Annotated in this window: 13 protein-coding genes; 2 read left to right on the forward strand and 11 right to left on the reverse strand. The window is 61.4% G+C overall.

The window, feature by feature from the left end; genetic code table 11:
• Positions 1-3 precede the first annotated feature (3 nt).
• From V9L20_RS20095 to V9L20_RS20145, 11 genes are all read right to left on the reverse strand, one after another.
• Positions 4-681, reverse strand: a complete 678-nt coding sequence (locus tag V9L20_RS20095) for a tetratricopeptide repeat protein (RefSeq protein WP_337297925.1) — start codon at positions 679-681, stop codon at positions 4-6.
• A gap of 204 nt (positions 682-885) precedes the next feature.
• Positions 886-1,908, reverse strand: coding sequence for a serine hydrolase domain-containing protein (locus V9L20_RS20100; RefSeq protein WP_337297926.1), 1,023 nt, complete (start codon positions 1,906-1,908; stop codon positions 886-888).
• Between the two features lie 32 nt (positions 1,909-1,940).
• Positions 1,941-3,089: a serine hydrolase domain-containing protein gene (locus tag V9L20_RS20105; protein WP_337297927.1), complete on the reverse strand. Its 1,149-nt coding sequence runs from the start codon at positions 3,087-3,089 to the stop codon at positions 1,941-1,943.
• Positions 3,090-3,308: 219 nt separating this feature from the next.
• Positions 3,309-3,560, reverse strand: coding sequence for a hypothetical protein (locus V9L20_RS20110; protein WP_258505368.1), 252 nt, complete (start codon positions 3,558-3,560; stop codon positions 3,309-3,311).
• A 110-nt stretch (positions 3,561-3,670) separates the two neighbouring features.
• Positions 3,671-4,402: a hypothetical protein gene (locus V9L20_RS20115; RefSeq protein ID WP_337297928.1), complete on the reverse strand. Its 732-nt coding sequence runs from the start codon at positions 4,400-4,402 to the stop codon at positions 3,671-3,673.
• Positions 4,403-4,610: 208 nt separating this feature from the next.
• Positions 4,611-5,132, reverse strand: a complete 522-nt coding sequence (locus V9L20_RS20120; protein ID WP_337297929.1) for a hypothetical protein — start codon at positions 5,130-5,132, stop codon at positions 4,611-4,613.
• A gap of 4 nt (positions 5,133-5,136) precedes the next feature.
• Positions 5,137-6,255, reverse strand: a complete 1,119-nt coding sequence (locus V9L20_RS20125; protein WP_337297930.1) for a hypothetical protein — start codon at positions 6,253-6,255, stop codon at positions 5,137-5,139.
• Between the two features lie 9 nt (positions 6,256-6,264).
• Positions 6,265-8,925 (reverse strand): T6SS effector BTH_I2691 family protein, encoded by a 2,661-nt coding sequence (locus V9L20_RS20130; RefSeq protein ID WP_337297931.1) that lies wholly within the window; start codon positions 8,923-8,925, stop codon positions 6,265-6,267.
• A gap of 13 nt (positions 8,926-8,938) precedes the next feature.
• Complete coding sequence (locus V9L20_RS20135; RefSeq protein ID WP_337297932.1) at positions 8,939-10,021, reverse strand: DUF4123 domain-containing protein; 1,083 nt, start codon at positions 10,019-10,021, stop codon at positions 8,939-8,941.
• A gap of 4 nt (positions 10,022-10,025) precedes the next feature.
• Positions 10,026-12,404 carry a type VI secretion system Vgr family protein gene (locus V9L20_RS20140; protein ID WP_337297933.1) on the reverse strand — a complete coding sequence of 793 codons (2,379 nt, stop codon included), beginning with the start codon at positions 12,402-12,404 and terminating at the stop codon, positions 10,026-10,028.
• Between the two features lie 294 nt (positions 12,405-12,698).
• Positions 12,699-12,995, reverse strand: a complete 297-nt coding sequence (locus tag V9L20_RS20145) for a hypothetical protein (protein ID WP_337297934.1) — start codon at positions 12,993-12,995, stop codon at positions 12,699-12,701.
• Positions 12,996-13,177: 182 nt separating this feature from the next.
• Between V9L20_RS20145 and V9L20_RS20150 the strand changes: the two genes are divergently transcribed.
• Positions 13,178-13,561, forward strand: coding sequence for a nuclear transport factor 2 family protein (locus tag V9L20_RS20150; RefSeq protein ID WP_337297935.1), 384 nt, complete (start codon positions 13,178-13,180; stop codon positions 13,559-13,561).
• Positions 13,562-13,662: 101 nt separating this feature from the next.
• A complete protein-coding gene (locus V9L20_RS20155) occupies positions 13,663-14,094 on the forward strand; it encodes a hypothetical protein (protein ID WP_337297936.1) in 432 nt (143 codons plus the stop codon).
• Positions 14,095-14,427 lie beyond the last annotated feature (333 nt).

Raw genomic sequence — 14,427 nt, forward strand, 5'->3', positions numbered from 1 at the left:
TGGTTATAGGGCTGTCTCTTCCAGGCGCTGCGCGATAGCTTCATGCACCGCAGCTTTTTCTGGATCGACTGGATAGCCGTGGCTCCCACGGCGATAAAAGGTCGCAAGATATCTGTGGCCCGATGCCAAGCCACCCTCTGCAGATGAGGCGATCCACTTGGCTCCCGCAAGGTTGACTGCGGGATCATCATCCAGGATGAGCCGAGCTCCAACGAGGCACTGACTGAGCGGATCGCCAGCTTGCGCAGGTGCCAACAAAAGTTCGATCGCGTCCGACTCATTCTTCGGGACGGATTCGGTATGCCCGCTCATCATCAGCATTCCCAGCAAGGCCATTGCGGGAAGGTTTCCCTCCTGAACGAGATCGCGAAGCATCGCTACGCCTCGTTGTGGCTCGCTTTCCACTTGCCTACCGCTTATCAAGTGCGCCGCCAGCGCCGATTTCGCGTCTTGCGATCCACCGTTTGCAGCGACCTCGCACCACTCGAAGGCCATCTTCTCATCCTTCTGTCCGGTAAGGCCGACCGAGAAGACTACGGAAAGCACGCATTGAGCAACGACGTTGCCTTCTTCGGCTGACCGTAGACACATTGCTTGCGCGTCGGCAGATTGCTCGGGCAGAGAGAAGCCTTGCGCGCGCAAATACGAGGCTGCATGCTCTCGCGACATCGCATTCTTCATAGTTGCGGCCTTGTAATTAAATCGCACCAAACAATGCGATCTCGTTTGTGCGACTCATAGGTGTGCTTCACCAAAATTGGGAGCTGGTTTCGGATGTCTGCGTTTGGCCGACTGTAGCCGGTCACACTGCCGTCGCGAAGGGGGCCCAAAGCGGACTGACGACCTGCTCCGAAGCGGCCATTCGTCCTCCTGCGCCCAGAGGGACTATTTCCGGAACGCGCGCAGCACAAGATTGTTTAAAACGACGTCAACTTGTCCCTTCGACCTTGCTTGACCTTGCGAACTGTCCGAAGTGAGTACAGCGACAACACCCGAAGTCCGATCGACGTAAATGCGCTGACCATCGTCCGCGCCGGCGATGAACTCCGGCGAGGGACTACCGGTCGACGCAACCCACCATAGATAGCCGTAGCCCAGGTTCAGCGGCGCGCCACCGCTGCTCTGTTGTCGAGTTGCTGCTTCAGCGTAGGCGGACGACATCAGCGCCTTGCCGCTCCACACACCGCCTTGCAGATAGAGTTGTCCGAGCTTTGCCATGTCGCGGGCGGTCAGCTGCAGTCCGCTGTAGCCGAGTTCACCTCCGCCAGGGCCGTCGATGCGCCACAGGAAACGCTCAATCTGCAGCGGCCTGAAAAGATGCTCGCGCGCGAAGCTGGACATGCTTCTGCCCGTGGTGCGGACCAGCACTCTCGCCGCGATATGCGCAGTGCCGGGATTGAAGCTAAATGCGGCACCAGGATCGCTGACCAAGCGCCTTTGGAGTGCGAAGTCCAGGGGGAACGCCCACCTACCGATCTGTTTGACCGCCGTATCGAACCCGGCGGTCAAGGTTAGGACGTGCTCGAGGGTTATGGTTGTTGCTCTCGGATCGACACCGACACCGAACGCATTGGGGAAAAAGTCCCAGAGCGGCTGCTTGACGCTCTTGATATGCCCCTTCTGAAGAGCGATGCCGACCAATGTCGAGACGACGCTCGCGGTCGCGAAGCGCGCATCATGCAAAGTTGTTGCGCTAAGGCCCTCGCGATAGAACTCGAAAGCGAGTCGACCGTGCCTGAGGACAACGACGCTCCGGATACTTGGGTATTCCAGCGACAGCTTGCGCCGCATCTGATCGAGCGCTGCCGGATCCCTGCCGTCATTCGGCGGTACGGATCGTTCCCCGCCGCTGCTTTCGAAGTTGAGCTGCGCGACGGCCGCGCCCGGGGAAAGCAGCAGAGCCGCCATCAGCATGCGTCTTGGAACATGCGCGCTGACAGTCACTTGGCCGGGCTCGGTTTGGCAACGAGAGGGAAGATGGTCTCCCGGATGAGTTTCATCGCGTGTCCCCGTGCCTGGCTGCCCTCGGTGGTCGCCGCGGTGATGGCAATCACCAGATCTAGAGGTGGGTGGACCCACACAAGCTGTCCACCGAAGCCGCTTGCGAAAAATGTCCGACGTCCACCGGTAGAGGGTGTGAGCCACCACATATAGCCGTATGGTCGTTGGCTGTCGGAGGTTTGCCGCCGCACAGCTTCGCTCGCATATGCCTTCGAAACGATCTGTCGATCGTTCCACCTGCCCTCCTGAAGCATCAGTTGGCCGATCTTGGCCATGTCGCGGGTGCGCAGGCTCAAGCCGCTCGATCCATAGTTGTGGCCGTTTGGCCCCTTCTGCCAAGTGAACGCGTCGATGCCCAGCGGTGCGAAGAGATCTTGCTGCGCGAAGTCGGCGGCGCCGCGGACCGTAGCATTCTCCACGGCGATCGCAAGCAGGTTCGCGGCGAGGTTGTCGTAGAGAAACTCCACGCCCGGCTGTGCCTTCATCGGCCGATTCGCAAGTTGCTTCGCACTGTCTGAATCGGCTCTGCTCAATCGGCCCGGCACGACATACCCGGCCGTCATGGTGAGCAAGTGCTTGACAGTCGGTTGCCGATCGGGCTCGCGAGCAGTCGTGGTACCTGCGGGCAGCAGGGCTGCGACAGGTTGATCGAGCGAGCTTATGGCACCTTGATCCACAGCGATGCCCACCAGCAGCGAAAGGATACTCTTGGTCACTGACTCTGTGTTGCGGAGAGTGTCCTGGTTCGTTCCAGATTTGTAGTACTCGAAGAGGACTTGGCCCCCACGAACAACGACCACGCTTTCGACATCGGTGAACGTTTCGACGATCGTCTGGGGAAGATCGGCGAATGCGCGCTGCTGGTGCGCGAGGTCATTGTTCGATGGCGCGGCCGGCGCGCTGACCGGTGCTGCGGCGACCTGTGCGCCCGGCAACCAGGCGGCAAGAAGAAGGAGGGCCACGAGAGCATGCGAGATCGGGCCCTTTCGGCGGGTCGGAACGAGCATGCCGGCGCTGGTCTTGTCACGCGTGAGCGCCGACCTGCCGAGAGCTGTTGGTACGAGGGCTGAGCGAAGGACCGCGTTCATACGTCTTCTTGAGAGTAGGACGATGCAATTGTCCGCGCTGCACCTTAAGGCCGGCCAAAGATGAGACCTAGGGGCGAGGGGACCAACGTGAAACTGCGTTGACGATTGCCTCGGTGTACTTTGGTTGGATGCTGACCCATTCTGAGCCATTGCCGCCGGAAAGCTAGCCGGGCCAAACGAAGTTCCGGTTTTGGCCGCATTCTGTCCTTGCTGGCGAGGTCAGGAAAAGACGAATGTCAGAACCGCGAACATGGCCAAGATGAATATGAAAGCCAGCCCGTCGAAAAGCATGACGCTACGGGCGACAAGGCGAGGCAGGCGCGCGGCGAACGTTCGCAATCGATCTGCGGACGGATGGCCGCGAGGATACATCGCCGCTACGACCAAGCAGCCAATGAGGACCAGTGCGCCGAGCGACAGTGCCACGGCCGCGAAGGCCAGCAGAAACCCAAACGCAGGAAAGTTGTTCATCAGTTGGTGCACCCTGAGTGCTTGCGAAGGTCCGATCTGGCCGAGTGCGGGCTCTGCCTTAACGGACTCGAAGTCGCCTCGAGATCGAGAGCAAGGACGCAGCTAGCGCACTAGACATCGAGCGCTCGCTGCCTGCGGATTTGACGTTTCTCCTCAGCACTAGGCGGCTTGTAGGCGTCGGAACGGCGTCGCCGGAGGGACTTTATCGCGGCAGATCTTGCGCGCATCGCACCAGGATCGGTCACCGTCTGGGCTTCTGCCCACTCCAATGAAGCTTCGATGGGCGCCCCTCTCAACGCGCACAGGCAAAGCGTCTGCTGATATGCCGTCCCGGAGGCGGAGAATGTTCTGATCACGAGCTCTTGCAGTTTTTTCTGTTGTTCTTGCGGCGGCACCAACCCGTCATCGAAGCTCGTCAATCCGCTCAACGCGCCCAGCGCTCGCCAGAACGGATCATCTGGATCGTCCGATAGAGCGGTGGTCGACATGCAGTAGTCCAACAACACCGTTACGCTAGATTCAGCGCGAACTTCACTTAAAACCGCAATGGCAAATGTTGCGAGCGCTCGATCGGCGAGCAAATGCTTCAGTGAAGCGATGCCGCCGCGGCCGTAGCCGACGCAGACTGCAGCCCACCGCGCGAGCGGCGTTACTCTTTTTCCGTCTGCCAGCACGCCGTCCTGGTGCCATCCATGCTGCTTGCAGAGCCGCTCAATCTCATCAGCACCGTCCGCGCCGTAAGCAACTGAGAACCGAATCAAGTCTTCCGGATGAACCGTGCCACCGTAGGACGGTGGGCCGGATCCCTTGGCGGCCTTGCGGGCAAGATCATTGAATTTCATGGGAATTCGGCGGGCGTGCTTGCAGCGATTATGTCGTTCGCCAGCTGCCATCTAGGCCAACGTGGCGAAAGTCTGCTTTTGGCCGTAACGAGCCGTTGAGGTCGAAACATCGAAACGTTCAACCATACAGGTGACGCCGCCGCCGGCCAGGTGCGTCAATGACCAAGACCCCGATACCTGGGCGCAATTCCTACACCGGCAATCCCGTTTAGCCCACGCCACGGCATCGCCACGAGCATTGAATCTTGGCTTCTTGCCGAAATGATGAAAAGGAGCAGGCATGGCCTCGGAACTCGTCCTCAATCGCGATGCGCAGCGACTTGGAGCCAAGAGTCTTCTCGTCGGTCGGAAATGCGAACAGGCACTGCTGGTTCACGGCGACCGCGGCGAACTCCTCGCCGCCCAAGTTCTCCTTGAGCATCTCGTAGAAGTTGCCAAGCATCAGCGCGCCGGCCGGCGCCATCCAGTTTCCACGAGCCATCCCGATGTTCGTTCCATCGATGAGGGTTGCCCCGCCGAGTTGAAATTCCTCTGCTTGAAAGGCTTTTGCCAGGTTGTTCGCAGCCACCTCGAAGGCGTCTTCCGCTGTTGGGAAGCAGACGAACGACTCTGAATGGTGAATCGCTGAGCTGACCGGATGCTCCGCGAATGGAGCCACTCCACCTTCGTGAGCCGGCGCGCGAAACTCGCAGTAGCTCGCCACTTTTCCCGCGAGTCGTGCGACACGCAAGCAGTCACTCCTCGCGTGACGTCGCTTCTTGCTGAGCCTCGGCCGTTCCCCAATGCTGCAAGAACTCGATCTCATCGGCCTTACTCAACTTGCCTTGCGCCCGGTACACAAGTGCCGTCATTACAGCGCCTGCTTGCACCGGTCGGTCTTCAGGCTCGCCAACGCCTGAATCGCTTTTCCATTTCTTCGGGAACGTCGGCCACGAGCAGGTGGCTTGGCTCATCATATGGAAGCCTGTTTCCATGAACCCCGGCTTCTGCTCCAGACCGTACTGGCGCGCGTCGGGCTTGCCGCAATAAGTGGTGTAGTCCGGGTGCAGGTAGCGGGCAATGCCCTTGTAGGTGGCAGACGCATCGGCCGGAACGTGATCCACCGAAGGGCCAACCTCCATGTATTGGCGGATGTACTCCCAGAGATAGGCTGCATCTTGCGGACCCGGCAGACCGGGTCCGACAAAAACACAGTCTTCTCCTTGCGCACTCGGATCATTGGGGTCGAATGGCGGGTGATAGAGCGCAAGCGCCTTGATGGTCTGCTTGGCGCTGGCGCTGGTACCTTCCGGCTCGAACAGCGCCACCATCCGCTCCCAGTTCAACACCACATTGCCGCCGCAGTAGTCCGGGCGCAGCACGTACACCTTGCGGGTGAGCCGATTGAAGCGAACACGACCCCGCGCATAAGTGAAGAAACAGGTGCGCATGCCCATGTAGTGGAACCAGGCGAAGATCATGAAGGCACTGGCCAACGCAAGTGGAAAAAGGAGGAACCAGCCTAGCCACAGATCCGTTGACGAAACGCGATCACTGACGACGAAGAAGAAAATGATCTGGTCGAAAAGCAACGGATGAACTGCCAATCCGTACCACATCCAAATAAGCACGAGGGCGGGCAACAGAACAAAGAGATTGCCCATGCCAGCACGCCATTGCAAATCCCACCCCGGATTGCATAGTTCCAAGTATGCGTCGTTCTGGGCATAAGCGGCTCGGCCCGGCATTGCGATCCCGCGCGCGCCGGAACGCTGCGCCGGCCAGTGCTTCTGGCCTTCCAGGTTGATGTGGGCACGGCCTTTTTGAGGAGTGCGGCGCCAGGCAAGCCAATAACTATTTTCGCGAACAAACATGAAGGGTTCTCAAGCGGGTTGCAATTCGGCTTGCACGTTGCTCAGCTCCTGCAGCGTCTCTTGAAGGTCGTTGTGAATGGGTTTCTGGCCTTTACGCTCCTTGTTCAAAGGAATGTCACGTAGCCAAGTAATCCACTTCTCCTCGCTCAGAAAGAGGATCGCGATGGTTGCGCCTATGACCAACACGGCGCCTACCAGGCCGAGCACAACGGCGGCGGTAGCCCAGGCTGCGCTGCCGACGCCAAGGACTGCTGCGCCGGTGCCGACAATGGTGAACACCGTTCCAGCGGCACTTGCAACTTGAGCCGCATACAAGGCATTGTTTCCCCTCTCTCTCGACTTCCAAGCATCCATCGCATCCAGCACCGCCGACACCGCCGCAGCCGGTCCCAAGAACTTGAAGGCCGTCAGTCGCAAGCTCTTCAAGTGGACAGCCTTGACCGAGTCCAGCCCTTGCTGCATGGCTTTGTATTTGTAGATCTCCGCACCTTTGACCCCTTTGAAAATCGTGTCCTCATAGGCCTTGGCTCGCCAGTCGTACAGGCTGCCGATGCCCTGCAGGGTCTGCCCCATCAGATCAAAGCCGCTGCGTACATCGAGCTTCGTGCCAAATTGGCTGCCTTTGATGATGGCGCTCGCCACGTCGAAGAATCCGCCCAGCATGGCTGAACGCGTGCCAGGTGCGGCCCGGCGAGCGCGCTGCAATGCCTTCGCCTTCTCTGCGCGGCCGGCAGGGTCGGCGATACCCTGCAATTTCTTGGCTCGAAGCTCGATGCGTTTGGTGTTTTCAGCGACGTCACTCTTGAGCTGTGCGATTTCATTTTGCACCGTGCTGCCCATCGTGCTCATGCCGGCAAGTGCCATGTGCTGGGTCAACCGAGCGCCTAGGGCCGAGACCGGCAAATCATTGATACCGGTCATCGCGCGCGCGCTCAAGAGTGAGAACACCTGGCCCACCCAGGCTGATTTGCGCAACAAGGCGGGCGCGTCGGGCTCCTTCGCTTGCTCGATGAAGGCCAACGCCTTGTCACCCAGCGCCAAACGACCTGCGACGAGCTTGAGGGTATTGGCCAGTCCATCCGCCAATGCAGTTTCGGGATCAGGGGCCGGCAGCGGTTTCGGGGCACTGTCGATTTCTTTGTACGTGGCCTTGAGAGAGGCGTTGTTGAAACACAGCATGCGAGACAGCGCGTGATCCTGCCACAGATCGATCTTCTTCAACCACGTTCCTCCCCATGTGTGGCTTTCCAGATTCCCCATGCACTGCGCCAATTGCAAGCTCAAACTGGCACCACCACCCGGCGTGTCGATCTTGTTGTCCTTGCTGCTGTAGCGGTCCATTGCCGCCCTGGTTTCCGCGCTGACGAGCCAGTTGCCTTGGTCCATCCCGAGTCTGTCGCGCAAGGCGGAAAGGCGCTCGTATGCGGGCTTGTGCGTGCGCTCCAAGAAGGCTTCGGCGGCAGCGGCATCGAACAGTTCCGTGAACTTTCCTTCGATCTCCTTCGCAGAGTTATCCAACTCCTTCTTCCTGTTGTACTCACGGTTCGCGTTGCGCGCAGCAAGTGCCGCCGCGCGCTCACGCGGATCATGCGGCAGCGGCGCATGGAACATCTTGGATTGTTCGTATCCCTGTTCCACGGCGCGCGCGGCGCCTTTCTTGATCAGATCGCGCAGGCCTTGCGCGCCAATAGCCGTTTGGAAGACCCATTCGTTCGTGACACCTGCAGCGAATCCGGCCGCCTGATGCACCTGCCAATGGGTGTAGGCGACATGGACTTCGGATTGCAGATTCGCGAGTTCCTGGCAGATGCCGATGGCATCACTGCAGGCCACCACCGCTCCCTTGTGGGTTTGCAGGAACTCGGTCATTTTTCTCAGCCGCTTGCCATGGGCCTTGTCGTAAGTCGGCCCAGTGCGTTCGCGCTTCCAGATCTCCGTTTCCTCGACACCCATGAGCGCTGCGTTCGGATTGCTTGAGGGCACGTACCTCTCGATCTCTTCGACATAGTTCCCCCAACCCCGCTCCTGCGCATTGCTGCCCATCAAGCCGTACATGAGGGGCTCGCACGCATCGCGAACCGCCTCGCTGCTCAACGCGCTGAACTCCACCACCTGTCCATTCAACTGCCCCGGTTGCAGGGTGTCCTTCTGGCTCGTGCTTCCACCCGCCCATCCTGCAACGTCGAAGCCCTGCATGTACTTGCCCAGGTTCGGTTCGATCTCCTTCTTCAGGTGCTCGTAGTCGAGCGGGTCGGGGTGGAACAAGTAATCCAGTTTGGTGACGTTCTTCGCGTCGCGCACCCACACCATCGAGCTGTTGGCCCCGCGAAACTCCATTTCGCAGGCCGGATTGGATTGCGCGGCCTGTGGCAATCCGACGGGAAACTCCCCCAGGTAGCCATGCGGGTGCACGATGTAACCCTGCCATTCGGGTGCGACGCCTTTGCGTTCGATGCGCAGGTAGAGATAGCCTGCACGCAGCAGGCGCATGTTGTACAGCGCCGTCTGCATGGCGACGCCGGCCGGCTGGGCCTGCAGTTGGCCTTTGGGTTCGAGTGTTTTGAGGGCGCTCATCCCTTGAGCCTGCGCGCTGAACGCGGCTGCATAGCGGACAAACAGGATGGGCAGGCCTTTGCGGTCGCAGTTCTTGCAAGGTGTGGCGCAGGGCATCGGGTCGCTTTTCTTATCGTTCCTGTTTCGCAAACTGGGCTTCGGCGTACAGGGTGCCGAAACGCGCGTCCGGCTGCCCACGCAACAGCTCCAGGATTCGGGCGAGCAGTTCGGCGCCACGCGACGACTGCCAGAAGGCTTCGCGGTATCCACCCGGGGCCGCTGCTCGCCAGGTGATGTCCACGAAATCTTCCAGGTTGTCGTCGCTCAGGCCCAGCCGCTGTCCTTGGGCCAGCAGTCGGCTCATTGCTGCGCCGTCGGGTTGCCGGTCGGCCGGCACGTCCTCGCCTGCGAAGCGTGCCCAGATGCGATGGCCCGAAGGCGTGGAATGCGCGGCCTGCCATTGCGCCAGGTCGAAGCGCAGGCGGCCGACGGCCGACGATGGCGGCAGCGCTCCGGCGCCATCGAGACTGGCGAACGCCTGGAACCACTCGGGCTCGCGCGCTGTCGGCAGGATGTCCTGCTGGGTCAAGTCGGTCAGTGACCACGGTCGCCAAGGCTGTTCGATCGCCCACCAGCGTCTCACGGGGCCGAGCCACTGCTGGCGCTGTACCGCAGACAGAACAGGCCATGCCCGCTGCATCACACGGGGGTCCTGATACCGGAAGAGGCGCGCGCTGCCATCGACGGGGGACAACTGATCGCCCAGGTCGGCCCAGTGAGCAGCAATGGCGACTGCGATTGATTCGCTGAACAAGATGCCGCAAAGAGGTTGCCGGATTTGCCGTTGCTCGGCCTGCAGCCAGGCTTGTGCAAGCCATTCGGGAAGATCGTTGCCGACCAGGCGTGCAAGTGTCGGATCGCCGGACGCGTCGGCCCAGCCCTGCGGCAATTGCAACAGGCAAGGGGCGTCGTCCTCGCGGTGCTCGAAATGGCGATCCGGCACGGCCACGCGTTCCTCGGCCACGTCGGGGTAGCGTTCCTCCACCGCCGCGGTCAGCGCATTGGCATGCCAGTTCTCGAGCACGACGTAGGCCCGCAAAGGGCGTCCACCGACAGCGGCCTGCACCTGTGCCGAAGCTTTGAAGGCCGATCGCAGTTGCCGAACGAGTGCCACGCAGCGTGGGTCTGGCGCTAAGTTGTCAACGAACGTCATCGAGTTAGCGCGCCAGCGAGCCCGCGCCTTCGTTCGAAGCACCGGTTTCCCTGAGCTTGCAGTCCGATTCGCTATGCGGCTTGACCGGCAGGCTCGCCGGTCCCACGAGGCTGTGCGAGGCTGCGTGCTCGCGCCAGATGCCGTTCGTGCCATGCTCGATGCCGGTGGCGTTCCAGCGCGTATAGCTCGATCCGCCGTTGATGAGCACCTCGTCCCGGGCGGTGATCGTGATCCGGTTCGCCTCCATCTTGATGTTCATCTTGGCGAGCACATTGACGCTCGCCTTCAGCGCCCTGATATCGATGTCGGAACTGCCGGCCGTGAGTCTCATGCCCGCTTTGTGAGCAACCATCCGGACGGCTTCTTTCGCGCTGACGAGCAGGCTCTTGCCGGCGCCGATGCTGGTGTGCGCGCCGCTGGTGAGCGCCGTGTGTTCGCCGCTCACGATATGGGTGCCAGCCGAGGCGGTGGCCTGGATGCCTGCAGGGCTCGCCAGCGTCAGATGCGGCTCCTGGAATTCCGGAAACAAGCCATCGGCCGGGTGGCCGCCCTCGCCCTTGATTTCGCCGTTCTGTTCCTTGAGTGCATCGGTCACTGCATCCTGATCGCCGCGCTCGTGGGCCGCGGCCTGCTGCGCCGCCTGGCTCAATCCCTCGTGCAGATCGCGAGCCTCGGTGAGACGGGCGACGGTCTCCCGCATGTCAGTGGTGTGCGCCTGGGCGTTCGGGCGGGCCTCGGTGGTCACCAGCAGGCCGTTCCCGGCACGCACTGCGCCATGACCGTCGGTGCGCAGCTCGAAGCCCTGGCCGCGCAGGTCCTTGCGGCCGGCCGTGTCCTCGATGCGCGCCATATGGCCCAGGCTCAGACTTGAGCTCTGGTGATCGCTCTTGAGCTGCGCCTGGATCCTCCCTTCCGAGTCATCGAGCACCAGGTGGTTGCTGCGCCCGCCGCCCAGCTCCCGGCTGCGGATGCCTGAGAGGTGCTTCTGTTCGGGCAGCTGCCACGCAGGCATCTGGTCGGCGTTGTACACGCGTCCAGTGACGATCGGGTGATCGGGGTCGCCGTTGAGGAAATCGACGATGACCTCCTGGCCGACGCGGGGCAAGGCCGCGCCGCCGAACGTGGCGCCGGCCCAGGCCGTGGACACGCGCACCCAGCAGCTGGAGTGCTCGTTGCGCTCTCCCAGCCGGTCCCAATGGAACTGCACCTTGACGCGGCCGTACTGATCGGTCCAGATCTCCTCACCGGCCGGGCCGACCACGACAGCCGTCTGCGGACCGTGCGTGCGCGGCTTGGGCGTGGCGCGGGCTGGGCGCCACGCCAGGCTGGTGGGCTGGACCTCGAACGCGAAGCGCTGCACCGACCCTTCAGTGCGCCCGACGCCTTCGCTGGCTTCGACGTTCTCCCGCAGGTGGTAGCTCACGCCGAGCAGCAGGTACTGCTGGTTCTGGTCGAGCCGCGGGTGGTGGGTCAGCCGCATCGTGTAGCCGGGTGCCAGCTCCCGCAAGTTGGAGCGCCCTCGGGCGCGGCTGCGCTCGCTCAGCTGCTCTTCGTTGCGAATGCGTGCGTAGACCTCGCCGTCTTCGTGCCGGGTGTAGTCGCCGGGCCATTCGTACTGCTCGTAGGCATCATGGTCATGGCCAGCCGGCATCTGCCGACGGCTGGACAGGTCGGCCCGGGGGTGCTCGAAATCAAAATGGTCGCGGTAGTGATGGCCCGAACGAATCTCGTCGGCCTGCTCCCACTCGGTGATGCGCTCGCTCGGCTCGAGGCCGCCGGTCATGCCGGCCTTCTCGTGCGGGTGGTAGCGCACGGTCTCGCCGCCGGGCAAGGGGCCGTGGGAGCTGGCGACGTCATCGGCAAAGACCAGCACATGCTGCTCGGCCTCGTGCCGGAAGAAGAAGTAGATGCCCTCGTGTTCGCAAAGGCGCGAGACAAACGCGAAGTCGTCTTCACCGTACTGAACGCAGTAGTTCCAGGCCCGGTAGCTGCGGCTGAGTTTCAACTCGAGCGGATGGCCGTAGCTGCCAAGGACCGCCTCCAGGATCTCGGGAACGGTCTGGTCCTGGAAGATGCGAAAGTCGCTGCGCCGTGTGGCGAGCCACAGCCAGGGGCGCAGGCGCATTTTGTAGAAGGGCTGGCGGGCATCTTCCTGTGCCAGGCCGAATCGGGTGACCAGGCCGCAGAGGTGCCGGATGCCGGATTCGGTTCGCACGGTGACCGTGGCGGTCTTGCCGAGTAGCGCCTTCGGATCGAGGGCATTCGTGCTGCCCAGCAGGTCGAGGTCGAACGCATAGGCCTGGCTGAGCGCTTCGCGACCCACCAGGCGGTGGAACTTCAGCGCGTCGCCCAGCGGCGTCTGGATCGTGACTCGCCGCTTCATTGCAGCAATTGATGCGCGCGCGAAGGCGCACGCAGACCGGTGAGGATGGACATGAGGCTCCCTGAAGAGGCTGGCCGCTCAGAGTGAGGGCAGGCTTTTGCGGGGAATTATGTAAGCTCTTGTACTCTTGGCGTAAGTACACGAAAGTTGCAGCCACGGGAAATATTTCCCATTGACATTAGCGAAAAGGGCTTGGGTAGTAGAGCGCTCGCGAAGCCGAGGTGGACACGAGAATGACCGCTCCTGGCCGGTGGTCGTCATAACGAGGCCGCTATCTGCCCCGGAGGAGAGTTCTCAGTCCTCTTTGGCAGGCGGCGCCCGCTCGATCGTCCACTGCTCTTCAGGACTCGCGCGAGTGGCCTGAAATCCAAGCGCAAGGTCGGCGAGTTGAGCTATTGCAGGGTCGATTTCTAGGACATGGCCTAGACCCGCAAGCGCAACATCTTCCAACTCCTCGCTCACTCCGTCCAGGAACTGCCATCCGTGATCATCTTCGTCATGTGACACCAGCAGGATCGGCCTACTGCGGGTTAAGACACTTTTCGAGAAGACCGTTGCGCAGTTTCGAGGCTGATCGAATGGCCATTCCATGATGTCGCTTTGTATCTCCTGGTGGGTCTGTGGTCGCGCTAAATGACTGCTGCTGGCCAACTGTAGCCGGCCGTGGGCGAATGCTGACCAAACATCGTGCTACCGGTGCGCTTGGGCATTCCAGTGCTACGCCGACTCACCTGAGCAACAATCCCCAAGTCGCACCAGATTGGGGGTGAAGTATGAATGTCACTGTTGCAAACCTGCAGGCCTTCGCCGCTGCTTGGAACAGCCACGATGTTGAATCGCTCATGAGCTTCATGACGGACGACTGTGTGTTCGAAGCGTCCGCCGGCCCCGAGGTTTGCGGAACCTCGTACATCGGCAGAGAGGCCGTTCAGGCCGGCTTCTCCGACGCCTGGAAGACTTTTCCCGACGCGCGGTGGCTTTACCCTCATCACTTCATTTGCGGCGACCGCGGGGTGTCCGAATGGACATTCACCGGAACGCGGGCGGACGGCTCGCGCGTCGAGGTCAACGGTTGCGACGTGTTCACTTTCCGGGAGGGAAAGATTGCGGTCAAGAACTCGTACCGCAAGAATCGCCCGTCACTTCCGGCGAGATAGGCGCACCTTCAACCCTTGCCGGCCGAGTATCCATCGAAGTTGCCTCAAAATTCGAGCAACACCACGCAGGTCCTCCACCGGGCACCTTCTTGGAGAGGCTCATGGACAAACGATGGTGCACCGCTTGCGGCTGTGAGTTCCTCCCTCGTGCTCAGGCGCCCCACCAACGCTACTGCGCAGAGCCTGAGTGCCAGCGCGAACGACGACGGCTTTGGCAGCAAACAAAACGGCGAAGCGATCCCGACTACCTCCAGAACCAGGTGCAGGCCCAGCGCGCGTGGTCGAAACGAAATTCCGCCTACTGGTCGGCGTATCGGGAGAATCACCCCGAATACGCAGCCCGCAACCGCATCAATCAACGCGGTCGCAACGCCAAGCGCTCCACCGCCGGTATTGCAAAGATGGATGCGTCGAATGGCATGCCATTCTTCGATGATGGCCTCTACGAACTGCGTCCGCTGGAGGGCCTCGGATTTGCAAAGATGGTCGCGTGGAGGGTTCAGATCACTGTGCTTGCTCGCCAGCACCTCTGACCGTGCCAAATTTCGGTGATTGCAAAGAGAGGACTTGATCGATCCCCGAGCGCAGGACTGGTACCTTGCCGGTGTGCGAGCACCCGGTGTCGCCAGGCGTTCGCAGCGAAGAATTCGCTTGAACGGACTGGATGGGTACTCGCATGGACCAGAACCACATCGGGGTTGGCGCGGACACAAGTACACCCTTGTTTCGCGCCGCGGAATACGTTCGGATGTCGACGGAGCACCAGCAGTACTCCACGCTCAATCAGAACTGTTGAATTCCACCGATCTCTGACCCGAGATTTCCATCGAATACTGACCCACCCGCTTTGTGAGCCCGAGGGCTTC

Source organism: Variovorax sp. CCNWLW225, assembly GCF_037204045.1.
GTDB lineage: Bacteria > Pseudomonadota > Gammaproteobacteria > Burkholderiales > Burkholderiaceae_C > Variovorax.

Excerpts from the sequence above, each read along its gene's own strand:
- V9L20_RS20155 (WP_337297936.1), top strand. The coding sequence starts at position 13,663 with ATGGACAAACGATGGTGCACCGCTTGCGGCTGTGAGTTCCTCCCTCGT.
- V9L20_RS20135 (WP_337297932.1), bottom strand. The coding sequence starts at position 10,021 with ATGACGTTCGTTGACAACTTAGCGCCAGACCCACGCTGCGTGGCACTC.
- V9L20_RS20130 (WP_337297931.1), bottom strand. The coding sequence starts at position 8,925 with ATGCCCTGCGCCACACCTTGCAAGAACTGCGACCGCAAAGGCCTGCCC.
- V9L20_RS20115 (WP_337297928.1), bottom strand. The coding sequence starts at position 4,402 with ATGAAATTCAATGATCTTGCCCGCAAGGCCGCCAAGGGATCCGGCCCA.
- V9L20_RS20150 (WP_337297935.1), top strand. The coding sequence starts at position 13,178 with ATGAATGTCACTGTTGCAAACCTGCAGGCCTTCGCCGCTGCTTGGAAC.
- V9L20_RS20110 (WP_258505368.1), bottom strand. The coding sequence starts at position 3,560 with ATGAACAACTTTCCTGCGTTTGGGTTTCTGCTGGCCTTCGCGGCCGTG.
- V9L20_RS20105 (WP_337297927.1), bottom strand. The coding sequence starts at position 3,089 with ATGAACGCGGTCCTTCGCTCAGCCCTCGTACCAACAGCTCTCGGCAGG.
- V9L20_RS20140 (WP_337297933.1), bottom strand. The coding sequence starts at position 12,404 with ATGAAGCGGCGAGTCACGATCCAGACGCCGCTGGGCGACGCGCTGAAG.
- V9L20_RS20095 (WP_337297925.1), bottom strand. The coding sequence starts at position 681 with ATGAAGAATGCGATGTCGCGAGAGCATGCAGCCTCGTATTTGCGCGCG.
- V9L20_RS20125 (WP_337297930.1), bottom strand. The coding sequence starts at position 6,255 with ATGTTTGTTCGCGAAAATAGTTATTGGCTTGCCTGGCGCCGCACTCCT.
- V9L20_RS20100 (WP_337297926.1), bottom strand. The coding sequence starts at position 1,908 with ATGGCGGCTCTGCTGCTTTCCCCGGGCGCGGCCGTCGCGCAGCTCAAC.
- V9L20_RS20145 (WP_337297934.1), bottom strand. The coding sequence starts at position 12,995 with ATGGAATGGCCATTCGATCAGCCTCGAAACTGCGCAACGGTCTTCTCG.